The sequence below is a fragment of the Nostoc sp. KVJ3 genome (assembly GCF_026127265.1).
Classification (GTDB): Bacteria; Cyanobacteriota; Cyanobacteriia; order Cyanobacteriales; family Nostocaceae; genus Nostoc.
The window spans coordinates 2,485,990-2,512,230 of the sequence record NZ_WWFG01000002.1; the positions used below are offsets into that span (position 1 = coordinate 2,485,990).

The window sequence follows — 26,241 nt, forward strand, 5'->3', positions numbered from 1 at the left end:
TGATGACAAACTGCTCAACGTCTACACAGTTTTAAAACCCGATGTTTTAAGACTAGATATAAATATCAAAAAAGCGATGTAGTACAGTGCACCTAACATTGCGTACTACATTCAGTAATCTCAAAATGGTTAAGCGGATATCAATCGATAACTACGGTTTTACTTGCGGTTCACTTATACAACCAGCTACTTCCAATACAGTTTGCATAAGGTTAGCAATTAACAAGACTCTGAAATAATTGAGTCCAAAAATCGATCTTTCCCCATTACAAAAATCTCGATTTTTAGCTAACCCAATTCTATTGCCTGCACTTCACTATTCACTAAGTAAGTGGGTGTGAATAATTAAAGGTTTGTAGTAAGGGCTTCAGCCCTTAAAACAGGGCTAGAGCCGCTTACTACAAGCTAATTTAATTAATTTTACATTACGTAAAATAGTTTTATTTATTGTTGCCTACTTACTTACTATCTTGTTTAAAATTCCCTTGTATCCTGATTAAAAGGGTGGAATGTGCATTACATACAGTATAACTACTTATATTGTGATATATCTTCTAACTTAAACATCCAACTAAAGGTAGATAAAATACACTTTAAAATTTAAATAAATTGCGTTCCGAAATTAGTGTTATATCTGAAAAATAGATGGCTATAAATATTTTGATTTAAATTATAAGGAATGGCATAAACTTAGTTGAACGTTAATCATTTATTAACATACTTATGATTTATTGTATCCATTTTTACCAAAATGCTTACTAATATTTTGCCAGGTCAACCTTTTCCAATTGGCGCTACATTTACCCCTAATGGTGTCAATTTTTCGGTATTCTCTAAAAGCTGCACTGGACTGGAATTATTGCTCTTTGATGAGCCGAATTCACCCCAACCCAGCCGTGTAATTCAGCTACACAAAAAGCATAACAAAACCTTCTACTATTGGCATATCTTGGTATCAGATATTGCTGCTGGGCAGGTTTATGCTTATCGGGCGGATGGACTTTATGCGCCAGATCAAGGACTAAGGTTTGATAGTAGTAAGGTATTACTTGATCCCTATGCGCGAGTGGTAGTAGGTTGGGATAATTATAGTCGTGAAGCTGCTAGCTGTTTTGGTAAGGATAATTGCGCTCAAGCACTACGGGCTGTGGTAGCAGATGATCCCAAAACCTACGACTGGGAGGGGGATCTTCCTCTACGGATTCCTTATGCGACAACAGTCATTTATGAACTGCACATAGATGGTTTTACTCGTCATCCATCTTCTGGTGTGTCTCCCGAAAAACGCGGTAAGTATGCAGGACTGATTGAGAAAATTCCTTATTTGCAGGAATTAGGAATAACCGCAGTTGAATTGCTACCAATTCATCAATTTGATCCTAATGATGCACGTCCTAGTCACAAGAACTACTGGGGCTACAGTACGATCAGCTTCTTTGCACCCCACAGCGATTACAGTTCCAGTAGCGATCGCTTAGATCCCATAAATGAATTTCGTGATTTGGTCAAAGCCCTTCACCGCGCCGGGATTGAGGTAATTCTAGATGTTGTCTTTAACCACACGGCTGAAGGTAATCACAATGGGCCAACATTGTCATTTAAGGGATTAGACAACCAAGCTTACTACCTTCTAGAACCAAACCAAGCTGAATACAGTAATTACAGTGGTTGCGGTAATACTTTGAAAGCGAATCATCCGATGGTTACGCGGATGATTTTAGATAGTTTGTATTACTGGGTGGCGGAAATGCATGTAGACGGTTTCCGTTTTGATTTAGCATCTGTCCTATCTCGGAGCAAATTAGGTCAACCCTTTGCCGATTCGCCTGTTCTCTGGGCGATCGAAACAGACCCAGTTTTGGCGGGAACCAAGGTAATTGCGGAAGCCTGGGATGCCTCTGGACTATATCAGGTAGGAAAGTTTGTCGAAGGGAGCGATCGCTTTGCAGAATGGAATGGCCCCTACCGCGATGATGTGCGCTGTTTTGTGAAAAGCGATCGCGGTATAGTCAGCCGATTAGCGGCTCGCGTTATGGGTAGCCCAGATATATACTCACGACCAGACTACGAACCTAATCATAGTATTAACTTTATTACCTGTCACGATGGTTTTACCTTAAATGATTTAGTTTCTTACAACTACAAGTACAACGAAGCTAATGGGGAAAATAACAGTGACGGCACAAACGGCAACAATAGTTGGAATTGTGGCGTAGAGGGGGTTACGGACGATGCAGAAATTGAAATACTGCGCTTGCGACAAATCAAAAACTTCTTCACCATCCTTTTATGTTCCCAAGGAACGCCGATGTTGCTCATGGGAGATGAAATTAGGCGATCGCAAAAAGGGAATAACAATGGTTACTGCCAAGATAATGAACTGAGTTGGTTTGACTGGAGCAGTATCGAAAAACACAAAGATTTATTGCGATTTGTCCGAGGACTAATTCAGTTTATCCAATCCTTAAGAATCTTTCGGCAAGAAAAAGTTCTCAGTCTTACCGATGGCTCTCATCGGCCAAACATCGTCTGGCATGGCACGAAACTAGAACAGCCTGATTGGGGGAATGATTCTCGTAGTCTGGCATTCACTCTGCGTCACCCAAAATTTAACGAGCATCTATATATTATCCTCAATGCTTATTGGCAGCCGTTGACATTTGAACTACCACTTTTGAGTAGTGGAGAAGGCTGGCACCGAATTGTAGATACTGCTTTGCCATCTCCTCAAGATTTCTCCAATTTGAAAACTGCAACCTTAATTGCATCTCAAGAATATCTTGCCCAGGGGCGATCAGTTGTCGTGCTGATGGCACGTTAGCGTACCACCCCCGTTTTCTAAACAGGCATTTCCTGATAGCAGTAACTACAGCGCCAGTAAAGTTTTCCCAAACGCACATGACGGAGTAAAATGTCTGAACAGTTAGGGCAAAAATGCTTACTCATCATCGATTGACTGATTGTGGTAGATATACTCAATTTGCGAGGACTCGTTAATAAAGCTTTATTAAGCATATATTTCACTAAACTTTGTCAATTTGTTGATAAAGGTTAGTATGACACTTTAATATTAGAAATCATGTTTAAGCAAGCGTTTGATTAGTGTATAAGTTGTACAAGTTTTACTAAGATATTTTATTTCTAACCTTTAGCTAATAACTTTTGAGCGTTTATCTCTCGGATGGTATAGTCCCATTAAAAAATATTTACAACATATAAATTGGCTGTAGTATGAGCGTACATCTGTATGCCTCTACCCATATATCATTATTCTTGAATAAATACTGTGTCTTGTTCTTTTTGGGATAATTTATTCTTTGGAAGTCTCTTAAACAGCCGAACTTTCATCCACTGGAAGGAAACAAGGTTGAAACTGCTGCAACCATCAACGATAAATTCAGAATTATGTATCGTAATCCTAACTGCTTATAGTATTTTTGTTGAGCAAAAATAGCTGGAGTTAATACTAAATTTCCATAAAAAATCACGTCCATTGTAGGCGTGATTTTTGGACAGGGGATAGAGTTTCCCAGCAACTATACTTTTACCTGATAATGCCCAGGTTTAGTAGTTCTTGAGGAGATGCCAACAAATCAATCGCCACAAAGAAAATTTTGTCTTGGGGATTAAGCAAGAATCGCCATGCTAAATTGATGCCAATACTTTCACCAGACCAGGGAGTTTGCACTTTACCCGTCACTTTAATTTTGGTGAACTCTGCCTCTGCTGGCTCAGACACCCCTTGCTCAGGAATTAGCTTGAGTCCATAGCATTCTTCACGCATATATGCGAGGATGGACTCATGACCAACAATTGGTTCTTGGAAAGGCGGTTGTAAAGCACCGTCTTCAGTAAATAAAGCCACAGCCGACTGGAAGTCAAAAGCGTTCATATTCTCCATGTAGCTTAGGACTGTCAAATTGTCGATGCCCTTAATTTTGAGCTTAACTCGTGGTGCAATATCTTTAGGCGCAACCACAGGTTCAATAACTGTTTGAGTACCAGATGTTGGCGGATAACCCATGTTGACGACAATATCCTGTAATATGCTCAGTTGCTGACCCCCTTCCATCTGACGGATAGCTTGGAGAACATCTGATGCCTTCGTAGAAAGTTGATAACCTTTGGGAATCGGAGCAACGATTCCTTGTTTCATCCACTCGCTTAACTGATACCAGAAACCTAACTTGACATTAGTGCCGAAAGACGAATAAGTACGGCAGATGTCCGTATCAGTATGGTTAACCAGATCGCACATAACTTGCGTTTGCTCTCTAGATGGCATCTGCTTGATTTGAGTCAAGGTTTTTTCTGCAAAAACTATGTTGACTACCTGCATAGCAGCAGGAGTAATTGTGACTCCCATCTCGGTATAGGCAAACCAAAGTAAAGCCAACTGATCTTCAGCCCGAAGTTGATTGAATGATTCAACAGTAGTTGGAACTGAATTAGCAACTTGAGTATCAGGAAAAATGGAGCGTGCAGCCTGTATAGTAAATGACATTTGGCAAAATCTCCAGAACGAAATTACATTGATTTTTTAAGTAGCCGTCATCAACTGGATATATACCAGGACAGAAAATGATTTTTCGTTTTTTCCCTATGCGACAGATTTTCATAGCCTAGGGCGTGTTTTCAAACTGCTCGTTTAGCCTCCTAACTTTTTAGATCCCCCTAAATCCCCCTTAAAAAGGGGGACTTTAAGAGACTTTTTGCCCCCCTTTTTAAGGGGGGTTGGGGGATCTAAGACTTTGAAAACACGCCCTAGTCGCCAGCCACATCCCTTTCTCTGTGCGGCTATTGACCTTTTAATCTATCTATCCACGGGGATAAGCAGTTCCACATTTAAATTGCATAACTAGGGCGCTCATGTTGCCCACCCTATAAGAGTTTGATTTAATCTCAATTATGCAATTTAGATGTTTTTCACCTTATTAGGCAAAATAATTGGCAGACTCTAAGCGATCGTTGTGCATTTTTCCATCAGGCATTTTTGCCCCCTTCAAATTAGCGCCACTGAAATTGGCTCCTTTGAGTCCAGCCCAGTTTAAATTAGCATCACTTAAATCACAGTTTCTCAAATCTGCGTTGTTCAAATGTGCCCCAGTCAAATCTACCCCACTCAAGTTTGCTTTAGCTAAACCTATCCCTCTCCAGTCTGCCTGTCTAAAATTTCTTTCTCCGACTGCATATCGTCTTAAAACTTCATTGGCATCCATATTGGTTGCCTCGCAACGTGTAGCGTTGTCGCTGTGAATACATTTATTCTAACTCAGAATGTGCGACTGTAACATCACAAATTAACTCTTGGCGATCGCATCTTATTACGTCTCATTGTTTCGCCTTCGGATAAAACAAATATGTCACCCACTCACTCAGTGGGTTTTCACGTTCTGCTAAAGAATCATCATTTTGACAACTAAATGTCAAAAAGTAGTATAATTTCTCTTGCGTGTGGACAAACTTACCGTATTCGATCTGCCGAGTTATTTCCACAGAGGTAGTTTTGTCTAACGGTGGGAGGGGGAAAAGTTTCAAGCTCACACTTAACGGAGGCTCCTCAACGAGGTCTTTAATCCCCCGATCTACTATGGGTGCAATTACCCACTCCTGACTCCACGGATCTGGAACGGGCGAAACAATTTGTAGGCAAGGGGTGTTTTTATCGACCCAATACCATGCTCCCTGATTAAAAGATTGAAGAGGGATGTAATTTTCTTGGGGTGGCAGTTTTCCTATAAATTTCAGAAAATCCGTATCTTGCCGATCGGTTAGGTTCATTGCGATAATCCCTGAAGACAGTACTTAGTATTTTTCAAAGCTTTGATATTGCAAACTGCCGCCGCTCTCTACGTTCCCTGCGGGACGCTTACGCGAACGCGCAGCGTGTCGCAGACAGACGCTAAAAGCGTAGCAAGATCCCCTGTAAGGTTACGCAGACTCGCATCTAAGGGTTGGCGCTGCCTCTCTAAGAGTGCCATGCTGTTCGTCGCGCAGCATCTCGTAGAGAAGGCTTTAAGCTGCGCTATCCTGCCTCAAAACCCGTAAATTTGTACCTCATGTAAAAGAAAACTGCTGTATCTACCAATACGGTTCAGTTAAGGCTAAAACTCTGTTATCCAAGTCAATTTTTTAACGAACCGCCAAGGCGCAGAGGACGCAGAGAGAAGAAAGAGAAGGAAAAAATTGCTTAACTGAACTGTATTGCTGTATCTACTGTCGTTGTTCTAAACAGCTAGTAAGTGTTTATAGAGAAGCTCTGAATCTTGTACTTCTCCAGCATGACAAATGGGTGGTTGAGATTAAGTCTTGGCAAAGGTTAGAGAAGTATAAAATGAGTTGATAGTGTTTGATTTAGTTATAAACCTTTAACAAACTTAATGATACCTCAATACCACTTGTCATTTAGAGCTAGAGCCGTTAAATCAATACATAGAAGCCCGCAACTCAATCTTCATAAGGTCTTTGCAGAATTGATTCTACAGGTGTGCATGGAATTGACAGTATGAAGAACTTTTGGATTGGTTTCATTTGGATGAAATTAAAGTTGATTTTGGGATTTCGTATGATTTATTTTGAAATTGCCAGCGAGAAATCTATTAAAGCACTCCAAGCCGAAATTGCCGCATTGCGGAAAGAGATCCAAGCCCGTCCATAGCCGAATCGCACATTGAATTTGTAACGATTTATATCGTAATGAATCAATTCAATCAATAAATCAAGCCATAGCCCCTCAGAGTAGTTAACAAGGAGAGTTATGTGAAACCTTGTCCAACATGGCATAAAATTTACCCGCGCATGACTTTTTAAACAGTCTCTGAGGAGATTTAATATGAACAGCCTCTTCTTTTTACCTGTTACTTTATTGTTAGGAATTTTGCTGGGAAATCTCTACTTTCGTGGCTTGTGGACAACGGTGCAGAAATTATCTACAACCCAAAACCCAATTCTATTAACGTTAGGCAGCTTTTTTGGGCGGTTAGCGATCGCACTCGCCGGATTTGCTTTTGTACTAGCGATCGCCCAAGAGAACGCACTTTGGCATTTGATCGTTTGCTTAGGCGCGTTTATATGGGTAAGGAATCGCATCATTGAGACTCATGTTCTACACTTCAAAACGTCATATTTTAATACTTCAACAAATCTGACAAAAAACTGGCCATATTATTAAACATTAACAGTGATATCTTATCGGATCAATCAATTTTGAATTGAAGAAAAGCCTCTAACAGGATTAATCTAAAATCCAAAATTGGCAAGGTCAAGGAGACTCAATGCAGATTAGTCCAGATGAAATCGTGTTTTGGAATTGGGGATTTGTGACGATCAATGCCACGTTGGTATTTACATGGATGATCATGCTACTGTTGGGCATTGGTGCTTGGTTGGTAACACGCAAACTATCCACTGACACGCAGCTATCCCACTGGCAAAACCTGCTGGAAGTCTTAGTTGTGAATTTACGCGATCAAATTGAGCAAACCAGTGGACAAAATCCCGATCGCTATTTGCCCTTTATCGGCACCCTGTTTATTTTTATTGCCACCGCCAATTTATTAGCGATCGTTCCTGGTTATCACCCGCCCACAGCCTCACTGTCTACTACTGCGGCCCTGGCGATATGTGTATTTTTTTCCGTTCCTGTTTTTGGTATCAGTCAGTCAGGAATCTGGAAATACCTCCACCACTACATAGAGCCAATTCCCATCTTATTTCCCTTTTATATAATTAGTGAACTCTCACGGACTTTAGCTTTAGCAGTGCGTTTGTTTGGGAATGTGATGAGTGACGGCATGATTGGGGCGATTTTAATATCGATCGCACCATTCTTCTTTCCAGCCATTATGCAGGCTTTAGGATTGTTGACAGGCTTAATTCAGGCATATATTTTCGCGGTTTTAGCAGTTGTTTATATTGGTTCTGCGAGTAATGAAGACTATGGCTCAAAATGAATCGCTATCACTTGTACTGGGAATTGTTGGCACTGTGTCAATCTTAACGGCAGGGCTGACTATGGCCATCGGCTCCATCGGCCCAGCCCTTGGCGAAGGTAAATCTGTTGCTCAAGCACTCAGTTCCATCGCCCAACAACCCGACGCAGCAAATACAATTACCCGCACATTATTTGTGGGATTAGCATTTATCGAATCCGTGGCAATTTATTGCTTTGTAATTGCGCTCATTCTCCTATTTGCTAATCCATTCTGGAACTATGTGATTGGTGCGATCGCCAAAGCAGGAGCCTGATCGAGTGGAGATTAACTGGTTTACCTTTGGGGCGCAAATCCTCAACTTTTTTGTCTTGATATTTGTGCTGCAACGCTTTTTATATAAACCGATTACCAAGGCAATGGCACGCCGCGAGAAGACAATCTCCGATCGCTTGTCGTCGGCATCTGAACAAAAAGAAGAAGCAGAACAGGAGGTTAAGCATTATCAGGAAATGCAACAGCAATTCACAGACCAAAAGACAGAATTGCTAACTCAAGCAAAATCAGAAGTGGAAGAAACCCGTCAACGCTTGTTGAAGGAAATGCGTGAGTCAGTGGCGAAGGAGCGATCGCAATGGCAAAGCAATTTACAACGTCAGAAAGATGCTTTTTTACACGAAGTAGGCGATCGCACAATGCAGCAATTACAAGCAACTGTGCGGCGGGTGTTGACAGACTTGGCAGAGTCTGAGTTAGAAACGCAGATTGCGAGGGTGTTTTTGCAGAAATTGCGCGATCTCACCGAAACAGAACGTGCCGAACTGGTGACAACTTTAACTGATTCGACAAAAGATAGCATTCCGTTGACCTTGGTTAGTACCTTCACCCTACCACCGGATATTTGTGCAGCGATCGCTACGGTTTTGCAAGACTACTTTCAGGTGGTAGGTTCAGGCAAAATTGAATCGAGTTATGAAATTGCAGGCAGAATCGAACCTACTTATGAAATTGAATCTAGTCTGATTTGTGGAATCGAACTACGCGGCACAGGCTACAAACTAGCGTGGAGTATGGATACTTACTTAGATAGCATCACCGAAAATTTGGTTACGGTTTTTGCAGAAAAAGCTTAAAGGGACTTTAGTCCTTAATTATAGAACCCATTTGGGATCTTGTATACCCTACCAGTAAACGCAATCGTTTTTGAAGACCTCATTATGGCTCAAACACGAACAGATATTTTTGGAAATGGAGAATCAAAATGAAAAAAATGAGAATGCCAATGTCTAGCCGACTTATCTTTACAGCGATCGGGATTCTCTTGCCCGTTGGTGCGCATATCGCGGACTACAACAAGACACATATCTTCAACCCAAATTGGCCTCCCCATGCAAAATTCCACGGGGGGCAAACCCTCATGTTTTCAATCCTCCTGGGAGCCATTTCGATTTTCTTCGCTTGGAGGAAAACCAGGGATCGATTGAATGGGGTATTGGCTGCTTCTAGCTTTGCAGCAGTTTATTGGGTTGCTCAAGCGGGCGCGATTCTTTATCCCGGCACAGCTCCTTTCGACCCTGACACAATCACGCCGATGAGTTATTTAATGGGACTTCCCCTTCAAACTTACTTCCAAATCATTTTCCTCATCTTGACTGGTGTCGCCACTTGGCTCGCGTTGAAGCCAAATGCAAAATGGACTGACTGAGCCATCAACCTACTTTAGCTATTAGCCCGCAATCTGCTTCTTGGTTGGTAATATCTCTTGCAATAAAGGTTCAAAAATTTCCCATTCTGCATCAGTGGGGTCGCTGGAATACGCCATTAGCATTGGATTTTAGATGCTGAGGAGTACCTTAATTCAAAACCTCATAAGATGTCAAATGGGTTCTATAAAGCACTGAAGTGCTTACTACAGACTCATTACACTAGTCACCAGTCCCTACTCAGAGGAAGTATGATGCAACAGACTGAAGAAGGTTTACAGACAGTTTTACAAGATACTTTTGCACTTTATACTCAAGCTCTCGATCAGCAGGAAGCAAAATTGCGATCGCAAGAGATCGGCATTGTCCAATCGATTGGTCAAGGAATTGCCAAAATCGCCGGTTTACCGAATGTGCAGTCAGAGGAAATTGTCTGTTTTACTGGCGGTAGTCTGGGGTTGGTGTTTAACCTCGATCCCGAAGAAGTTGGCGTAGTTTTGCTTGATTCTAGTGAGCAACTCCAATCAGGTACGGAAGTGCGGCGCACTGGCAAAGTACTTGATGTCCCTGTGGGTGACGCGCTGTTAGGAAGAGTGATCGATCCTCTCGGTCGCCCCCTCGACGGTAAAGGTGTGGTGCGAACTTCACAACGCCGTCCCGCCGAACGCGATGCCCCTAGTATTATGGATCGTGCGCCTGTGAATGTGCCTTTGCAAACTGGAATTAAAGCGATTGATGCCCTGATTCCCATTGGACGGGGACAGAGAGAATTGATTTTAGGCGATCGCCAAACGGGTAAAAGCGGTCTTGCCCTCGATACGATCATCAATCAAAAAGGCAAAAATATTCTCTGTATCTATTGCGCGATCGGACAGCGTAGTGCGGCTGTTGCCAAGGTAATTGCCGACCTCAATGAGCATGAGGCCTTTGCCTACACAACCGTCGTTATGGCAGCAGCAGAAAAGCCACCGGGGTTACAGTATGTCGCTCCTTATGCTGCTACTGCGATGGCGGAATATTTTGCCGATCAAGGGCGCGATGTGCTTATTATTTACGATGACCTCACCAACCATGCCCGCACCTATCGAGAAATTTCTCTCTTAATGCGCCGCCCACCTGGACGCGAAGCTTATCCAGGGGATATTTTTTATATTCACTCGCGCTTACTGGAACGTTCTATACATTTAAACACAAAACGAGGTGGTGGTTCCTTAACTGCGTTGCCAATTATTGAAACAGAAGCACAAAATATTGCTGCATATATCCCGACTAATCTAATTTCGATTACCGATGGACAGATTTATCTTTCACCAATCCTCTTTCAAAAGGGAGTATTGCCGGCGATCGATATCGGGAAGTCGGTTTCGCGGGTGGGTGGTAAAACCCAACTTCCTGCTTATCGCACTGTTTCAGGAGATTTACGTCTTTCTTATTCTCAATTTGAAGAACTAGAGGCTTTCTCTCGCTTTGGTACGCGTTTAGAAGAATCGACTCGCCTCACTTTAGAACGCGGGCGACGGGTACGTGAGATTCTCAAACAAAAGCAATATGCGCCAATGCCGGCTGCTGTGCAAATAGCTGTAATGCTTTCGGTGACAGCAGGCTTGCTCGATTCTGTCCCCATCACTAAAATTGCCATTGCAGAGCTTGCGATCGCCCAAGCTATATCCACCGAGTTAGCCGATCTTTGCTTGCAAATCGAAAGTGGATCTGTATTGAAGGATGCCGATCGTGATGCCTTACTAAAGGTTGCCACAACTGCGATCTGCGCTTCTCTGCGAGATGCTCCGCGAACGCAGCAGCGCTTCGCTATCGCTACAGTTGTAAAGGATACAACAGATCCCAAGGATGCGAAGAATACAACAGATCCCAAGGATACGAAGGATACAACAGATCCCAAGGATACGAAGGAGTAGCCATGTCATCCATTGAGCTTCTGCAACGCCAAATCCACACTGCCCAAGAACTGCAAGCTGTGGTGAAAATGATGAAAGTACTAGCAGCCTTAAACATCCACCAATACGAACAGGCGGTTGCCTCCCTCGCTGAGTATAACCGAACAATCGAAATGGGTTTGCATGTCGTACTGAAGGCAACACATACCCATGACGCGCATACCCAACAATCCCTTTCAACCTGCAATGTTACTCGTTGCGGTGTGATTATCTTTGGCTCTGAGCAAGGGATGTGCGGTCAATTCAACGAACAGATTAGCCACTATGCGATCGCTGAATTAGAGAAGTTGAAGCTCTCACCCGAACATCTGGCGATTTTTGCCGTCGGATCGAGATTGATTTCCCATTTAGAAACCGCAGGCTATGGAATTGAGCAAACTTTCGCCATGCCAGGTTCGCTAGCTGGGATCACATCAATGGTTCAAGAAATCTTGATGCACATTGCCACATGGCGCGATCGCGAACAAATTGGCCAAATTACATTATTCTACAACCACTTACATTCCAATACATTATGGGAGCCATATAAGCTGCAACTATTACCACTTGATGGTGAATGGCTACAACATATCGAAAGCCAAGAATGGCGATCGCGGACTCTGCCAACTTTTACGATGCCGAGCGATGTTTTGGTTGCGTCTTTATTACGACAATATTTTTTTATTTTGCTGTATCGGGCTTTTGGTGAGTCCCTCGCAGGTGAAAATGCTAGCCGTCTCGCTTCTATGCAAGTTGCTGAGAAAAACATTGAGGAGCGGCTGACAGAATTTACTGGTCAATTTCAGCAAAAACGCCAAACTGCAATTACAGATGAATTACTAGAAATTATTTCCGCCTTTGAGTTAAGCCATTAATAATTCGTAATTCGTAATTACGAATTCGGATTTAGCGAAAATTGCAGTCTTATCCTTTTGGCAGAGGCTAGGGCGTGTTTTCAAACTAGAAGATCCCCCCAACCCCCCTTAAAAAGGGGGGCTAACTAAGAGTCTCTTAAAGTCCCCCTTTTTAAGGGGGATTTAGGGGGATCTAAAAAGTTAGGGGGCTAACTAAATGAGTAGTTTGAAAACACGCCCTAGCGTCAAGGGGAAACCCCAACAGGATCAATTTTTCAAGACAGACCTCAAGCATAATGAGCGAAACTTATCTGCAAGAAGTTGCACCAACGACAAGCTCAGTGACCACGTGTATAAGTCGGGGACTCTGACCCGTTTTTTTAAGTTGAGCGGAGTCGAAACTTTAATTACGAATTACGAATTATATGGAACCAGATATTAAATCATCTTCCCAATCAAATCATTCCCAAGAGCAAAATCTTGGTTCTATCCTCTCCGTGCGGAGCAGCATCATCGATATCCATTTTCCCAAACGCTTGCCATATATAAATAGCCAGTTACAAACAGGGAAAGGAGGTAATCTTTCCATCGCGGTGGTTTCACATCTGGGCGCTCAGGTGGTGCGGGGTGTAGCACTTGCCCCAACCGCAGGTTTGACGCGCGGTGAGATTGTGATTGATACTCAGCACCCGTTACAAGTTCCAGTGGGCGATCGCCTTTTAGGGAGAATGTTAAACCTATTTGGCGAAGCGATCGATGAGAAAGAGGCGATCGCAGGTGGCGAATGGCGATCAATTCATGCCACGCCAATTGCGATGTCAGAACGAGTTACCAAAGCCGAAATCCTCAAAACTGGGATCAAAGCCATCGATCTGCTCACACCTTTGGAACGAGGCGGTAAAACAGGTTTGCTTGGCGGTGCAGGTGTTGGCAAAACGGTGCTAATTACAGAAATGATCCATAATATGGTCAAGCAGCACCAAGGTGTAAGTTTATTTTGTGGGATTGGTGAACGCTGTCGAGAAGGTCTTGATCTATATCAAGAAATGGCAGCAACGGGGGTTCTCCCAAATGCAGTCTTAGTCTTCGGACAGATGAATGAACCACCGGGAGTCAGATTTTGGGTAGGACACGCGGCGCTAACAATGGCAGAATATTTTCGCGATCGCTCCCAAAAAGATGTATTACTTTTAATCGATAATATCTTTCGCTTTATCCAAGCGGGTTCAGAAGTATCGGGACTGATGGGGATAATACCTTCGCGGGTGGGCTATGAACCAACCCTCGCCACTGAACTCGCTCAACTAGAGGAGCGGATCTGCAATACATCAGCAGGGGCGATTACTTCCATTCAAGCGGTTTATGTACCTGCGGATGACTTCACCGATCCCTCTGCTGTCGCTGTGTTTTCCCATCTGTCAGCCGCAATTGTGTTGTCACGTAAACGGGCGAGTGAAGGGCTTTATCCCGCCGTGGATTTGATGGAATCGAATTCCAAAATGCTGATGCCTCATATCGTTGGCGATCGCCATTATCAGATCGCTCAAGCAGTCCGCAAAACCATCAGCACCTATGAGGAACTAAAAGATATCATCGCCATGTTGGGCTTAGAAGAATTATCGCCAGGCGATCGCCAAGTGGTATCCCAGGCACGACGTTTAGAACGTTTTCTCACTCAACCCTTCTTTTCCACCGCCCAGTTTACAGGTTTGACAGGGAAATTAGTCGAATTAGACGATGCCCTAGAAGGATGTGAACGCATTCTCAATGATGAGTTTGCTGATACACCAGAGCGATCGCTCTACATGATTGGCTCAATTGATGAAGTCGTAAAAGCTCCAAAAGAAGGCAAAAAATCATGACCGAGACATCCTCAGAAATGCGGTTCAAAGTTGTCTTACCAACTAAAATTCTGATGGAAACAGCCGCAATCAAAGTGATTGCAGAAGCGGAGAATGGGATGTTTTGTTTGCTACCCTGCCATATAGATTTTGTGGCGACACTGATACCAAGTTTGTTATCCTTCGTCTCACCCCAAGGACAAGAACAATTCCTCGCAATCGATCAAGGAATTTTGATCAAGCATGGGGATGAGGTAACAGTTGCTACCCAAAATGCAGTTCCAGGTGGCGATTTGGAAATATTGAGAAAAACCGTTGAGGAGGAGTTTCACTTAATCGATGAACGCGAAAAAACAGCACGTTCCGTTTTAGAAAACCTAGAGATCAACACAATTCGGCACTTTATCGAGTTAGGTGAATATCCATGAAAATCCCACCCTCTCGTCAGTCTCGCTCCCAAAGGCATCTTAACGCCAAAGCGATCGCTAATCAAGCACGCCGCAAACTTTATGCTCGCCAAGCGAAACCTCATGGTGGCGTTTTGTTTGGCTTAGGTTTTGTTGGCTTGGTCGGTTGGTCAGTGGTCGTACCAACTTTATTAGGAATGGCACTAGGCATCTGGATCGATTTCCAATTTCCCAGTCGCTTCTCATGGACATTGGCACTGATGCTGGCAGGTTTAAGCATTGGTTGTTTGATTGCTTGGGAATGGGTATCGCAGGAGCAACAACGCATGGCAAGAGATCAACCACCCGATGATTCTCCCAACCAGGAAGAAAGAGACTGAACTGAATGGCACGCTTGATCGGGCAAGAAACAAAAAGAAATAAAAGCCCCAACAGATTGCAGCACAAGCTTTGAAAACATAAATAATTGATGGATAAATTCCCTGTAGAGACGGCGATTTATCGCATCTCTCTAACCGTCAAAATGAATTTGGTAACGATTTATATCGTAATGAATCAATTCACTCAAGAAATCAAGCCATAGCCCCTCAGAGTAGTTAACGAGGAGCAACAATATTGCCTGATTGACCGAAGAAGGCTGAGGGGCAGGGGGCAGGGAGCAGGGGGAGCAAGAGAATAGCCCCGAAGCCGTGAAGCGGAGCGGAACATGGGTACAAGCCCCGCCATAAAGGGCGCTCTTACTGGGGCGGAGTCTGAGAGCTTCTCCGTCTCAGTTTTCCCCCTTGCTCCCTGCCCCCTGCTCCCCTGCCTCTTTTTCAACCGCTTTAATTGTAGCTACTCTCAACTTATCGAAAGGAACATCTAATGAAACGCATAATCGCTATCCTGATGCTTGTTCTTCCCCTTGGAGTCTTGGCAAAATCTGCCTCAGCCGCAGAGTTCAATGTTAATCATGGGCAGAATTCAACTCGTCCTGGTGTCGTCGAAACAGGCCGGGTTGCACCAGATCGATTGGCTCAAAACCAGCGCGAACAAACTCGGCGCAATACTACACGCCGTGTTCGTTATCGCCGGGTCTGGGTGGCAGGACATTACCAACCGACCTCTCGCGGTCATCGGCGATGGGTACCAGGACACTGGGTAAACCGTCGCGTTTAGCATCATGCGCTTGAAAGGTTGGATTGGGCGATCGCTTAACAAACCGCCCTAAGCAGCTTTCGGGAGGACAACAACAGCGAGTTGCCAAGCTTGTATTGTAATCAATCAATTCATCCATTAACTCAAACGGTAGTCGCCCAGAGTAGTAAATGAGCAGAGTTGTTTATAAGTTAATGAACTATTAGCCATTTTAGAGATTGAGTGTATCCGATGATAACTGGTCTAACAAGACCAAGGAGAAATTAATGGAAACGCAGATGTCCCGGATTCATCAAACCACTTACAACGCTATTTTTCAGCACCCAGTAGCCCGTAACCTTCAGTGGCACGATGTGCGATCGATGCTAAATGCAGTGACCGATGAGACTCAGGAACATAACGGCACTCTGAGATTTACGCGGAATGGTGAGACGCTGACAGTTCACCCCTCGAAGCACAAAGATTTATCTGATATCCATGAACTAATGCAGATTCGCCACTTTCTTGAGCGTTCTGCTGTCCCCGCCCAGCCAATCATCGCCGAGGGTGTCCACCTGCTGGTCGTTATCGATCACCGTGAGGCGCGTATCTATAAAACTGAACTGCACGGCTCAGTACCAGAACGGATCGTTCCTTACGACCCGGACGGCTCTCATCGGCATCTGCACAATGTGGATGACGATGCCAACGGTCAGCGCCAGCCGGAACTAAAATCCTTCTATGAGGCAATAGCGCGATCGCTAAGTGGCACAAAGAAGATTCTGATCTTTGGCAGTTCAACCGGATCGAGCAGCGCGATGGATTATCTGCTGGCGGATCTCAAAGAACATCATCCAGATATCGCCCAGCGAGTTGTCGGTACAGTCGTCGTCAATGAACAACACATGAGCGAAGACCAGTTACTGGCACAGGCGCGGACGTTCTACGCGACAACCGAGCGATAAAATCTACTGTCTTGCGATCGCTTTCCCATTTACACCAAGTCTATTCGCCAAATCAGTAAATGCAGTAGCAGCGATCGCAGGTATCGTAAACAATCTGTACGAGCGAGGGAGAATTATATTATAGCGGTTCTCAGTCGAGTGAGGTACAAGAACCCCACCCCCAACCCCCTCCCCGCAAGCGATGAGGGGACTATGATGTACCTCATGTGATTAGGAAACGCTATATCGTCCATTCTGATTGAAGTATCACTTATCAATTTGGAGATATATCAATGAATAAAAATCCTCATGAACAGAGCAATTCTGAACGGAGGCAAGAACTTCGGAATGATGAAGAATCTTTCCGACTTCAACAGGAAGAGAGACGGCTGGAAACTGGCAAACGCAGCGCTACGTTTACCTGGATTATCAATAGTATTTACTTTCTAGTTGGAACGCTTGAAATTCTCCTGACATTACGCTTCTTATTGCGTTTTTTCGGAGCAAATACAAAAAATGCCTTTGCTCAGTTTATTTACAATCTTTCTGATCCCTTCATTACGCCTTTTTCCACCTTATTTATCAGTCCCGTTTTTGGTGGCGGAGTAAACATTTTTGATGTCAATGTTCTAATTGCAATCATCGTGTATACTCTCTTAGGCTGGCTCGGTGCATGGGTAGTTAGATTTATCTATGCTGGACAGAGAGCAGTATAAAAAACGAGAAGATTTAATGACTGTTATGTTAAATATCTTCATTTTGAACCTATTTATAACAGAATATAGGAGCGTAATGGAGTCATGGAAGAAAAATCGATCACAACTCTGCCAGCTAATTCACTCCCTCTAAATCATCGGGGAGTTGAAACTCTTTCTGTGCTAGATATGGGTTTCCTGATAGTAGTCAGTGCTATGATTATTTCGGCGATCGCTACTTTAATTTATGCCTTTATTCCTAAGCGGGTGCAGCAGTATTTATTTAGCCTCAAATTGCCTCACAAAGCCAAGTGTCCTCACTGTCGATATTTTAGTCATAATTCATATCTCAAATGCACCGTCCATCCATCAACGGTGCTAACCGATCAAGCAATTAATTGTTTAGATTACAGTCCACATAATCAGGTGAAACTAGTTGAAGAAGATTAGAGAAGACTGTTGAAGATAATTCCCTCTGCCTCTTCGGTCAAGTATTGCCTAATCTAACTGGTGAGATTGGAAAATAAAATTAGGAGTCTTAACCATGAACTGGAAGCAGTTGACAATCGTGTTTATCTCTACGATAGTATTTCTGTTTGCCGGAAATGCGATCGCACAGACTGATCTAAATATTAATAATACCAATCTGATTCGATTGGGCGGAAATGTCACGGTTGTAGAAAAACAAGTTGTAGAAAATGCTATTGCCATTGGTGGTTCGGCGATCGTCCAACCCAATGGACGGGTGACACAAACTGCGATCGCTATCGGTGGAAATATCATTCTCAAGCAAGGCGCACGGGTAGATGGCGATGCCTATGCGATCGGTGGCAAAGTCGTATTAGCAGAAGGAGCCATAATTCGCGGCTCAAACAGCACATTCAACGGTCAATATAATGAACGAGGCATGACGGGAATGTACCGTCATCGAGATCGATTTTTGCCGATGTATTTCTTTTACGCTGGTTTTCGGATTTTCTCTGCGATCGTCGGTGCGATTCTTGGCATAATTTTATTACAAACCGCGCCACCTTTTCTGCCGAATTTAGCAGCTACCGTGCGTCAATATCCCGGTAAAAGCGCCTTATGGGGAATTGGGGCAATGTTTACCTTATTTGCCCTTAACATTTTTTTGGCAATCACCCTAATTGGTATTCCATTGATTCCACTCCTGATGTTGATGGTGAGTCTGACATCATTGGTTGGGGCATTGGGAATTTCACTATTCATCGGTCAACAAGTGGTAAAAAGCGATTTTCTTACAGAGAGGCTACACCAACGGCAAAGCAGCTTGCAGCAGTTCTTGATTGGGTTGCTGATTGTCACAGTACTTGCGCTGATTCCATTTGTGGGCGGGATTGTGGTGTTTGTTGTGAGTCTGTTGGGCTTGGGATCGCTCCTTAGCTGGCAATTTGGTAAAACACAACCCCCGGTTTTGGGATAACTCAATTGACGCTACTAGTAGTCTGTCAAGCCAACAATGCTTACGTAAACTAAGTTTTAGAATCTTTCTCTCTTTCTCTCTGTGTTCTCTGTGCCTCTGTGGTTCGTTATTAAATTGTTAATACAGTCTTTTGAGGGTTATTTAATGACAATTTCTACTCTAGAGCATAATCAAGAAGAAGATACTTTTGACTACCTTGCATTAGACCTATCTGATCCTTGTGTCTTGTTAAATACGCTGCAAAAATTGCGTCAGGTGGTTGTTCAAGAAGGGCAAGACATTTTTTACCAGTGGCGTTCGCGCATTCAACGACAAGAGTTTCTCAGCAGTGGACTCAATCTTGCCCATTACATGGCTCTACGAAGACATGATCTACGTCCTCTGCAAGCTGCCTTAATCCCCTGGGGCTTATCTTCCTTGGGTCGTTTGGAAGCGCGAGTGATGCCGAATTTAGATGCCGTGATTGCCACTCTGGGGGCAATCTGTCAGGTCAATTCGGCTAGTTTGCCGATTCGTCCTTCTATTGGGGCGTTTCTGGAGGGCGATCGCCTACTTCACCAACATACCGAAGATGTGTTTGGTCAGACTTTAGCTCATCGCCGGGTCAGAATCATGGTGACATTGCCAATGGAAGCCGCTAGCCATTACGAATTTGTCCGGGATCTGCTTCAGCGAGGGACTAACTGTGTACGCATTAACTGTGCCCACGATCGCGCTAGCCTTTGGGAAGCGATGATTGGCAATGTCCGTCTGGCAGAGAAAGAAACCGGAAATTCTTGCAAAGTCTTAATGGATCTGGCAGGGCCGAAGCCCCGAATTGGCTTAGTAATGACACCTAATCAGAAACATCGCATCTTTCAAGGGGAATGTCTTGTCTTAACCCGTGATATGCCTAGTATGACGGATGCTAAGTGTTTCCAGGCAAATTGTACTCTGCCCGGAGTACTCGATCAATTGCAGGTGGGCGCAACTGCCTGGATTGATGATGGTCGCATTGGAGCGCGTGTAGAATCTCTTACGGATCGGGGTGTTCTCTTACGCATCACCCATGCGAGTTTAAAGGGTAGTAAACTTCTGCCAGACAAGGGGCTTAACTTCCCCGATACAGATTTGCAACTTAGCCCACTTACTGATAAAGATCGAGAGGATTTAGATTTTGTTGCCACCCATGCCGATATTGTGGGCTATTCTTTTGTGCAATCTGCCAATGATATTAAACTGCTCCAGCAAGAGTTAGCAGATCGGATGCCTCAAAAGAGTGAAATTGCCATTGTTGCTAAGATTGAAACACCCCAAGCCGTCAGTAATTTACCTGAGTTGATTGTGCAAGCGGCAGGTCAACAACCCTTTGCGGTGATGATTGCTAGAGGAGATTTGGCGATCGCAATTGGGTATCAACGACTGGCTGAAATGCAAGAAGAAATTCTCTGGCTCTGTGAGGCGGCTCATGTCCCGGTGATTTGGGCAACTCAGGTGCTAGAAAATCTGGTGAAAAAAGGCATTCCCTCACGAGCAGAAATGACGGATGCAGCAATGGCAGAACGGGCTGAGTGCGTCATGCTCAACAAAGGGCCGTTTGTTGCCGAAGCCGTGACGATTCTGGATGATGTCTTGACTCGGATGCAGACGCATCAATTAAAGAAAACACCTCAACTCCGGGCGCTCCACTCTTGGTAAGGGACTTCCAGTTAAAAAAATAATCAATTGCTGTGTAGGCAGGGGAGCAGGGAGCAGGGAGCAGGGAGCAGGGAGAAAAATATCATCTCAGTAAATTGGGTAATTTATTCTCTGGAAGTTCCTAAGTGCATAAGGTCAAACAATTTTGGATTTTAAATTGATCCTATACCTGAACGCTCTCGCATCCCGTAGGGAAGGTAGGGACTTGAGTAAAAAATTGTACCTAACTTTCCTTTTAGATTGGAAATCTAAAATCTAAAATTCAGTGACGATCGCTTATTACTAAGTTATTGCAGCAGTAAAAATGTTTGAAACCCTCTTTACGCCTAATCCCAGTGTTGAAAATAAAGTCAGCATCCGTCCTCGCAAAGGTGTGATTATTGGTGCCGGACAAGTAGGGATGGCATGTGCCTATTCGATGATGATCCAAAACTGTTTTGATGAGTTAATTCTTCAAGATATTCAGACAGAGCGGCTTCAGGGAGAGGTGATGGATCTAATGCATGGCATTCCTTTTGTGGAGCCTGTTGAGATTAAAGCTGGCACTGTTGCCGATGTCGGACAGAATGCAGACCTGGTAATTATTACTGCTGGAGCCAGTCAGAAGGCGGGAGAGAGCCGCCTCGACTTGGTTGTACGCAACGTTGCTATCTTTAAGAGCTTGATTGCAGATGTCGTCAAATATTGCCCTAATGCTATCTTGCTGATTGTTAGCAATCCCGTAGACATTATGACTTACGTGACACTAAAGCTCTCAGGTTTTCCTGCTGCTAGGGTAATTGGCTCTGGAACGGTGCTTGACTCTGCCCGTTTTCGTACCCTGCTGGCGCAGAAAATGGGCATTGATTCACGCAGTGTTCACGCTTACATCATTGGTGAACATGGCGACAGTGAAGTACCCGTTTGGAGCAAGGTGAATATTGCCGGAATGCCTCTCTATGACCGAGAGGGTAGTTCGGCAGTAGATAAGGCTGCACAAGAGATTTTTGAGCGCGTTAAAAACGCTGGCTACGAAATCCTCAAACGCAAAGGGTGTACTTCCTACGCTATTGGATTGGCAACGACTGAAATTGTCCAAGCCATTCTGCGGGGACAAGAGCGCATCCTTACCGTTAGCTCCCTGGTGAATGACTTCTACGGTATTAGGGATGTTTGTCTCAGTCTGCCCTCTGTGGTGAATGAAAAAGGTGTCATTAAGAGGGTCAACCTTACCCTCAATGACATGGAGCAACAACAGCTTACTCATTCTGCACAGATTCTGCGTGACATTTTTGATACTCTGGAACTCTAGATCCACGCGATCGCACACCGAAGAAACACACAATGGCTAAATTAATTTTGATCCGTCACGGACAGAGCCTTTGGAATGCAGAGAATAAATTTACAGGATGGGTTGATGTTCCTTTAGGCGAAGAGGGGCGAGCAGAAGCAACCATCGCCTCCTGCAAACTGAAGGATTATCGAGTCAGAGTTTGCTTTACCAGTATGCTGTTTCGCGCGATTGAAACTGCGATCGTTATCTTGACAGAAGTAAATGATATTTGCGACGGGAGAATTCCAATTATCAAGCATCAGGCAGATGATGAAAACTGGCATGGTTGGGATAAATACAAGGGCGATCCTGAACAGGAACTGCCAGTTTATCCTACAGCTATGCTGGATGAACGGTACTATGGCGAACTGCAAGGATTGAATAAAGCTGAAACCGCCGTAAAATTTGGCCAAGAACAGGTGCAACTCTGGCGACGATCCTATGCTGTGCCTCCACCTGGTGGCGAAAGTTTGGCAGATACGGTGAAGCGCACTGTTCCATTCTTTTGCGATCGCATTTTGCCGCACTTAATCACAGGAGATAACGTCTTGATTGCAGCGCATGGAAACTCACTCCGTGCCATCATTAAGCACCTAGAAAACCTATCCGAAGGGGAGATTGTCAATGTTGAGTTAGGAACAGCAATTCCAATTATCTATGATATTGATGCTCATGGTCAGACCACTAACAAAGTCATTTTGAATTGAGATCGAGGCTGACTAATTGAAAAGTCCTCTCATTGGTAGCAAAACATTTCAGATCCCCCTAAATCCACCTTAAAAAGGGGGACTTAGATTCAGGTTCCCCCCTTTTTAAGGGGGGCTGGGGGGGATCTCTAAGTACCTAAAATCACAGCCAAATACTTTTCAAACAACCTCTAATAGCAAACGAGTGTCGGTGCAAAAGTAACGGTTATTGGAGCAATAAGCTTAACAAAAGTTTTAGCTGTCATGACGATGAATGGCTCAATGGATGGAAATGGATTTTAAGTCTTTATCTAAAGATGTTTGCTCCCTCAATTATGGGTGGGTGCGATCGCTGTTCTAGCGATCTCCTGATGGTAGAATAAGTCTAAAATTAAGAATTAAGAACATTCATAATGTTACATGAATTTCTCTTAGCAGAACGTGACGAAATTCTCGCCTTATGTTCAAAAAAGATCACGGGTCTTGGTGATTCCATGAGTTCGAGCGACGAAATGGAAAGAGGATTACCTGTGTTCTACGATGAACTCATTGAGGTATTACGTGCTGATGCTGATACAGATGAATCTGGGGAAGCACATAACAATTCTATAGAAAGTGTTCACAGAGCCGCAGCAGAGCGCCGGGGGAAAGAGTCGTTAAAACTTGGTTACAGTATTTCTCAAGTTGTTCATGGCTACGGCGCTCTTTGTCAAGCTATCACTCAGTATATTCAGCAGAATAGTAGTGAAACAGCATCCCCTCGTGAATTCAATCGATTAAATTTCTGCCTGGATATCGCGATCGCTGAAGCGGTTACAGAGTTTAATCGAGGTCAGCGCGAGAATGCAGAGCGGGATGAGGTTCTACGTCTTGGATTTCTAGCACATGAGTTGCGAAATGCGTTGACCTCCGCTACTTTAGCTTCCCAACTTATAATCACAGGGAAAGTCGGAACCAATGGAAGTACATCTCGTATTCTTGAAAATGCCCATAGGCGTATGAGAGAGATTATTGATCGTTCACTTGTTGAGGTGCGACTGTGGAACGAACCAACTGTCCAATATCAGAGATATCGAGTTATTCACCTAGTCAGTGAAGTTGAGGCTACTGCATGGTTTGAAGCAAGTGGGAAATCAATTGAGGTGCGTGTTGAGGTAGCACCGGAATTGGAGGTTTTAATAGATCGTCACCTAATAATATCTGCCCTATCGAATCTGGTTCAAAATGCCATTAAGTTCACCAAGAAGGGTGGGATTGTATGGATACGCGGTAAGGCTGTAGGTGGGCGTGTTTTGCTTGAAATAGAGGATCAATGTGGAGGACTCCCGCCTGGTGATGCGGAAGAACTCTTTAAGCCTTTTTCTCAGATAGGAACAGATAAATCAGGAGTGGGGATTGGGCTTACAATTTCACGACGCTCCGTGTCGCTAAACAAAGGTATACTCTCAGTTCGGGATGTCCCCCATCAAGGATGTGTCTTCTCAATTGATTTACCCTTAGCCTCCTCCTCTCCACAGGTGTCAACTTAACGCGAAACGGGCGGTTAGAAACCGCGTCTATACAAACAAAACCCACCTCCGTGGGTTTCAAACCCTTAATTTGACTTTAGTCCGCCTCCGCGGACTTTGCCTGTGTAGCCGCGAATTCCATTCGCCCAAGCTTAAGTTGACTGCGCTCACTTATGTAAACTCCAACTATTTTTCTAGTCTTTTTAGCTTTGGATAAAAAGAAATAATTTTAGTTATTAAATCTCTATTATCACTACATATTTACCACTACCCAAACTAGGTTTATGCAACCCTCGCGAACCCATCTATTTATATGTCAAAAATGCCGAGTTAGGTGGAGAATCTTACCTGTGGTATCACTACGATATTGACAGGGATAAAACCATTCTAGTTCTGCAAAGAGCATTAACTGGCTATCTGTTAGAACTGCGGCTAACGACTAAAGAATTCAAAGGCAAGGACAACTTGAAGCTGGATGCTGATGAAAGTCAATCTCAAACTAACTGCACAAGTTGAACATGATTAGGAAATCCCAATGAAAAGACCTGGATTTATTGAGCGTCATCACCTATGGACAGAAATCCAAAAAGAAGCATCTGAAAAAATCAAGGCTGTTGTTAAAGAACAAGATATATTGTTGATTCGTACTGCTTGGTCAGACCAGCATGGCATTGTTCGCAGTAAGTCGCTCTTACCTCAAGCCTTTTTCAGCGCCCTGGAAAGCGGTATGCAAGTCAGCACTGGGACATTCCTGTTTGATACTGGTGGCGCAATTGTATTTAACCCTTTTGTTCCTGGCGGTAGCTTGGATATGCCTCTGATGACAGGTGCGCCAAATCTTGTGGCTGTTCCTGACCCTGATACCTTCAAAATTGTGCCTTGGGCAAAACGCACTGGCTTTATCCTTTGTGACGAGTACTTTCAGAATGGTGAGCCAATGCCCTTTTCCAGTCGCGGTATTTTGCGCCAATCATTATTAGAGTTACATCTAAGAGGCTTTACGTATATTGTCGGCTTAGAAGTTGAGTGGTATCTGGCAAAGTTGGAAGATCCGATGTTAGATTTCGCTAATGTTGGTACTTCTGGAAAACCCGGACAAGCTGCTAAAGTTAGCGCCGTAGAGCATAGCTTCCAATATCTTTTAGAATCCCACAATCCAGAGATTCACGACTTACTGCGCGTTCTGGCAGAAAACTTAGTTGAAATGGGATTGCCTTTAAGGAGTGTAGAAAACGAAGGAGGTGCGGGTCAATTTGAATTTACCTTTGACCCGATTCCGGCATTGCTTGCTGCGGATACAATGATGATATTCCGAATGGCGACCAAGCAAATCTGCCGTCAACAAGGTTACATTGCATCATTTATGTGTCGTCCAGGACTGCAAGGTTGTTCTTCAAATGGCTGGCATTTGCACCAATCCCTTGTAGACCGAACTACAGACGAGAACGCTTTCATGTCTGCAACAGGGCAAACCCTCACATCAGATTTAGCTAAACACTTCGTTGGTGGTCTTATAAAACATGCCAATGCTGCTTCTGTGTTCACAACCCCGACAATTAACGGCTACAAAAGATTTAGACCTTATTCCTTAGCTCCTGACCGTGCGGGGTGGGGATGGGAAAACCGAGGCGCAATGATTAGATTACAAGGTGGTTATGATGACCCCAGCACCCACATTGAAAATCGAGTTGGAGAACCAGCAGCCAATCCCTATCTCTACATGGCATCGCAATTGATTTCTGGCTTAGATGGTGTAGATGGTCAACTTGACCCTGGTTCTCCAACAGAGTCACCTTACACTACAGAAAATCCAACTTTACCCAAAAGTTTGCCAGAGGCGATTTCATATTTGAGCCAAAGCGAACTTTTTTCTCAAAAAATGGGGCAGCAGTTCATAAACTTCATCATCAAGATCAAACAGAGTGAAATTAATCGCTTTTTGCAGTCCGTCGCCGAACTGCCACCAGAAGAGTATTTATTGCAGGTGACTAACTGGGAGCAAAGAGAATATTTTGAATTATTTTGAATTATTTTGAATTGAGTTTGGTTTCTAGGACTAGATATATAGACAAACAAATCTTTTGACACCAGATCGTGGTCACTCACCCTTATATTAGATGGGGCAGAGCAAAATCCTTTCAACTTTTTGTGGAGAAATTTCAATGACCACGACCGCCTTTTCAAAGAAC

The 26,241-nt window shown here is 43.9% G+C and carries 25 protein-coding genes and 1 pseudogene; 23 read left to right on the forward strand and 3 right to left on the reverse strand.

The genetic code is table 11. From position 1 onward, the window contains the following. The first annotated feature begins 751 nt into the window (after positions 1-751). On the forward strand, positions 752-2,821 hold the full coding sequence (gene glgX / locus GTQ43_RS26590) for a glycogen debranching protein GlgX (protein ID WP_265275682.1): 2,070 nt from the start codon (positions 752-754) through the stop codon (positions 2,819-2,821). A gap of 723 nt (positions 2,822-3,544) precedes the next feature. Here glgX and GTQ43_RS26595 read toward each other — a convergent pair. From GTQ43_RS26595 to GTQ43_RS26605, 3 genes are all read right to left on the reverse strand, one after another. Further along, on the reverse strand, positions 3,545-4,504 hold the full coding sequence (locus GTQ43_RS26595; RefSeq protein WP_265275683.1) for an orange carotenoid-binding protein: 960 nt from the start codon (positions 4,502-4,504) through the stop codon (positions 3,545-3,547). A 430-nt stretch (positions 4,505-4,934) separates the two neighbouring features. Next, positions 4,935-5,219, reverse strand: coding sequence for a pentapeptide repeat-containing protein (locus GTQ43_RS26600; RefSeq protein WP_265275684.1), 285 nt, complete (start codon positions 5,217-5,219; stop codon positions 4,935-4,937). A 112-nt stretch (positions 5,220-5,331) separates the two neighbouring features. Then, the gene (locus GTQ43_RS26605) at positions 5,332-5,781 is read right to left on the reverse strand and encodes a hypothetical protein (protein WP_265275685.1); all 450 of its coding nucleotides are present in this window, start codon (positions 5,779-5,781) and stop codon (positions 5,332-5,334) included. Positions 5,782-6,505: 724 nt separating this feature from the next. Here GTQ43_RS26605 and GTQ43_RS26610 point away from each other — a divergent pair. The 22 genes and pseudogenes from GTQ43_RS26610 (at position 6,506) to GTQ43_RS26720 (ending at position 26,078) form a co-directional block, all read left to right on the forward strand. Next, positions 6,506-6,658: a hypothetical protein gene (locus GTQ43_RS26610; RefSeq protein WP_265275686.1), complete on the forward strand. Its 153-nt coding sequence runs from the start codon at positions 6,506-6,508 to the stop codon at positions 6,656-6,658. Between the two features lie 174 nt (positions 6,659-6,832). Next, positions 6,833-7,171 (forward strand): ATP synthase subunit I, encoded by a 339-nt coding sequence (locus GTQ43_RS26615; RefSeq protein ID WP_265275687.1) that lies wholly within the window; start codon positions 6,833-6,835, stop codon positions 7,169-7,171. Positions 7,172-7,274: 103 nt separating this feature from the next. After that, positions 7,275-7,952, forward strand: a complete 678-nt coding sequence (locus tag GTQ43_RS26620) for a F0F1 ATP synthase subunit A (protein ID WP_265275688.1) — start codon at positions 7,275-7,277, stop codon at positions 7,950-7,952. After that, positions 7,939-8,247, forward strand: coding sequence for a F0F1 ATP synthase subunit C (locus GTQ43_RS26625; RefSeq protein ID WP_094346123.1), 309 nt, complete (start codon positions 7,939-7,941; stop codon positions 8,245-8,247). Before GTQ43_RS26620 ends, GTQ43_RS26625 begins: the two co-directional genes overlap by 14 nt. 4 nt (positions 8,248-8,251) lie before the next feature. Continuing rightward, the gene (locus GTQ43_RS26630) at positions 8,252-9,064 is read left to right on the forward strand and encodes a hypothetical protein (RefSeq protein ID WP_265275689.1); all 813 of its coding nucleotides are present in this window, start codon (positions 8,252-8,254) and stop codon (positions 9,062-9,064) included. 128 nt (positions 9,065-9,192) lie between these two features. Continuing rightward, positions 9,193-9,636, forward strand: coding sequence for a DUF6640 family protein (locus tag GTQ43_RS26635; protein ID WP_265275690.1), 444 nt, complete (start codon positions 9,193-9,195; stop codon positions 9,634-9,636). Between the two features lie 249 nt (positions 9,637-9,885). Beyond that, a complete protein-coding gene (locus GTQ43_RS26640) occupies positions 9,886-11,550 on the forward strand; it encodes an alternate F1F0 ATPase, F1 subunit alpha (RefSeq protein WP_321162516.1) in 1,665 nt (554 codons plus the stop codon). 2 nt (positions 11,551-11,552) lie between these two features. Continuing rightward, complete coding sequence (locus tag GTQ43_RS26645; RefSeq protein WP_265275691.1) at positions 11,553-12,443, forward strand: F0F1 ATP synthase subunit gamma; 891 nt, start codon at positions 11,553-11,555, stop codon at positions 12,441-12,443. Positions 12,444-12,847: 404 nt separating this feature from the next. Next, entirely contained in the window at positions 12,848-14,284 is a 1,437-nt protein-coding gene (gene atpD, locus GTQ43_RS26650) for a F0F1 ATP synthase subunit beta (RefSeq protein WP_265275692.1), read from the forward strand. After that, on the forward strand, positions 14,281-14,691 hold the full coding sequence (locus GTQ43_RS26655) for a F0F1 ATP synthase subunit epsilon (protein WP_265275693.1): 411 nt from the start codon (positions 14,281-14,283) through the stop codon (positions 14,689-14,691). Before atpD ends, GTQ43_RS26655 begins: the two co-directional genes overlap by 4 nt. Next, positions 14,688-15,050 (forward strand): AtpZ/AtpI family protein, encoded by a 363-nt coding sequence (locus GTQ43_RS26660; protein ID WP_265275694.1) that lies wholly within the window; start codon positions 14,688-14,690, stop codon positions 15,048-15,050. Before GTQ43_RS26655 ends, GTQ43_RS26660 begins: the two co-directional genes overlap by 4 nt. Before the next feature lie 484 nt (positions 15,051-15,534). Further along, positions 15,535-15,828: a hypothetical protein gene (locus tag GTQ43_RS26665; protein ID WP_265275695.1), complete on the forward strand. Its 294-nt coding sequence runs from the start codon at positions 15,535-15,537 to the stop codon at positions 15,826-15,828. A gap of 14 nt (positions 15,829-15,842) precedes the next feature. Continuing rightward, positions 15,843-15,914, forward strand: a pseudogene (locus GTQ43_RS26670) (macrolide ABC transporter ATP-binding protein); the annotation flags it as partial. 111 nt (positions 15,915-16,025) lie between these two features. After that, a complete protein-coding gene (locus GTQ43_RS26675; RefSeq protein ID WP_265275696.1) occupies positions 16,026-16,751 on the forward strand; it encodes a hypothetical protein in 726 nt (241 codons plus the stop codon). A 272-nt stretch (positions 16,752-17,023) separates the two neighbouring features. Then, positions 17,024-17,446: a YggT family protein gene (locus tag GTQ43_RS26680; protein ID WP_265275697.1), complete on the forward strand. Its 423-nt coding sequence runs from the start codon at positions 17,024-17,026 to the stop codon at positions 17,444-17,446. An 84-nt stretch (positions 17,447-17,530) separates the two neighbouring features. Beyond that, positions 17,531-17,875 (forward strand): hypothetical protein, encoded by a 345-nt coding sequence (locus tag GTQ43_RS26685; protein ID WP_265275698.1) that lies wholly within the window; start codon positions 17,531-17,533, stop codon positions 17,873-17,875. A gap of 94 nt (positions 17,876-17,969) precedes the next feature. Next, a complete protein-coding gene (locus GTQ43_RS26690; RefSeq protein WP_265275699.1) occupies positions 17,970-18,869 on the forward strand; it encodes a polymer-forming cytoskeletal protein in 900 nt (299 codons plus the stop codon). Positions 18,870-19,013: 144 nt separating this feature from the next. After that, positions 19,014-20,546: a pyruvate kinase gene (locus GTQ43_RS26695; RefSeq protein WP_265275700.1), complete on the forward strand. Its 1,533-nt coding sequence runs from the start codon at positions 19,014-19,016 to the stop codon at positions 20,544-20,546. A gap of 304 nt (positions 20,547-20,850) precedes the next feature. Continuing rightward, positions 20,851-21,837 carry an L-lactate dehydrogenase gene (locus tag GTQ43_RS26700; protein ID WP_265275701.1) on the forward strand — a complete coding sequence of 329 codons (987 nt, stop codon included), beginning with the start codon at positions 20,851-20,853 and terminating at the stop codon, positions 21,835-21,837. Between the two features lie 32 nt (positions 21,838-21,869). Further along, a complete protein-coding gene (locus tag GTQ43_RS26705) occupies positions 21,870-22,565 on the forward strand; it encodes a 2,3-bisphosphoglycerate-dependent phosphoglycerate mutase (protein WP_265275702.1) in 696 nt (231 codons plus the stop codon). Positions 22,566-22,957: 392 nt separating this feature from the next. After that, complete coding sequence (locus GTQ43_RS26710; RefSeq protein ID WP_265275703.1) at positions 22,958-24,073, forward strand: sensor histidine kinase; 1,116 nt, start codon at positions 22,958-22,960, stop codon at positions 24,071-24,073. Between the two features lie 514 nt (positions 24,074-24,587). Continuing rightward, positions 24,588-26,078, forward strand: a complete 1,491-nt coding sequence (locus GTQ43_RS26720) for a glutamine synthetase family protein (protein ID WP_265275704.1) — start codon at positions 24,588-24,590, stop codon at positions 26,076-26,078. Positions 26,079-26,241 lie beyond the last annotated feature (163 nt).

Coding starts and splice junctions, on each gene's coding strand:
- atpD (WP_265275692.1), top strand. CDS start 12,848: ATGGAACCAGATATTAAATCATCTTCCCAATCAAATCATTCCCAAGAG.
- GTQ43_RS26655 (WP_265275693.1), top strand. CDS start 14,281: ATGACCGAGACATCCTCAGAAATGCGGTTCAAAGTTGTCTTACCAACT.
- GTQ43_RS26600 (WP_265275684.1), bottom strand. CDS start 5,219: ATGGATGCCAATGAAGTTTTAAGACGATATGCAGTCGGAGAAAGAAAT.
- glgX (WP_265275682.1), top strand. CDS start 752: ATGCTTACTAATATTTTGCCAGGTCAACCTTTTCCAATTGGCGCTACA.
- GTQ43_RS26620 (WP_265275688.1), top strand. CDS start 7,275: ATGCAGATTAGTCCAGATGAAATCGTGTTTTGGAATTGGGGATTTGTG.
- GTQ43_RS26635 (WP_265275690.1), top strand. CDS start 9,193: ATGAAAAAAATGAGAATGCCAATGTCTAGCCGACTTATCTTTACAGCG.
- GTQ43_RS26625 (WP_094346123.1), top strand. CDS start 7,939: ATGGCTCAAAATGAATCGCTATCACTTGTACTGGGAATTGTTGGCACT.
- GTQ43_RS26705 (WP_265275702.1), top strand. CDS start 21,870: ATGGCTAAATTAATTTTGATCCGTCACGGACAGAGCCTTTGGAATGCA.
- GTQ43_RS26610 (WP_265275686.1), top strand. CDS start 6,506: ATGAAGAACTTTTGGATTGGTTTCATTTGGATGAAATTAAAGTTGATT.
- GTQ43_RS26640 (WP_321162516.1), top strand. CDS start 9,886: ATGATGCAACAGACTGAAGAAGGTTTACAGACAGTTTTACAAGATACT.
- GTQ43_RS26665 (WP_265275695.1), top strand. CDS start 15,535: ATGAAACGCATAATCGCTATCCTGATGCTTGTTCTTCCCCTTGGAGTC.
- GTQ43_RS26605 (WP_265275685.1), bottom strand. CDS start 5,781: ATGAACCTAACCGATCGGCAAGATACGGATTTTCTGAAATTTATAGGA.
- GTQ43_RS26685 (WP_265275698.1), top strand. CDS start 17,531: ATGGAAGAAAAATCGATCACAACTCTGCCAGCTAATTCACTCCCTCTA.
- GTQ43_RS26680 (WP_265275697.1), top strand. CDS start 17,024: ATGAATAAAAATCCTCATGAACAGAGCAATTCTGAACGGAGGCAAGAA.
- GTQ43_RS26615 (WP_265275687.1), top strand. CDS start 6,833: ATGAACAGCCTCTTCTTTTTACCTGTTACTTTATTGTTAGGAATTTTG.
- GTQ43_RS26595 (WP_265275683.1), bottom strand. CDS start 4,504: ATGTCATTTACTATACAGGCTGCACGCTCCATTTTTCCTGATACTCAA.
- GTQ43_RS26645 (WP_265275691.1), top strand. CDS start 11,553: ATGTCATCCATTGAGCTTCTGCAACGCCAAATCCACACTGCCCAAGAA.
- GTQ43_RS26690 (WP_265275699.1), top strand. CDS start 17,970: ATGAACTGGAAGCAGTTGACAATCGTGTTTATCTCTACGATAGTATTT.
- GTQ43_RS26710 (WP_265275703.1), top strand. CDS start 22,958: ATGTTACATGAATTTCTCTTAGCAGAACGTGACGAAATTCTCGCCTTA.
- GTQ43_RS26695 (WP_265275700.1), top strand. CDS start 19,014: ATGACAATTTCTACTCTAGAGCATAATCAAGAAGAAGATACTTTTGAC.
- GTQ43_RS26720 (WP_265275704.1), top strand. CDS start 24,588: ATGAAAAGACCTGGATTTATTGAGCGTCATCACCTATGGACAGAAATC.
- GTQ43_RS26660 (WP_265275694.1), top strand. CDS start 14,688: ATGAAAATCCCACCCTCTCGTCAGTCTCGCTCCCAAAGGCATCTTAAC.
- GTQ43_RS26700 (WP_265275701.1), top strand. CDS start 20,851: ATGTTTGAAACCCTCTTTACGCCTAATCCCAGTGTTGAAAATAAAGTC.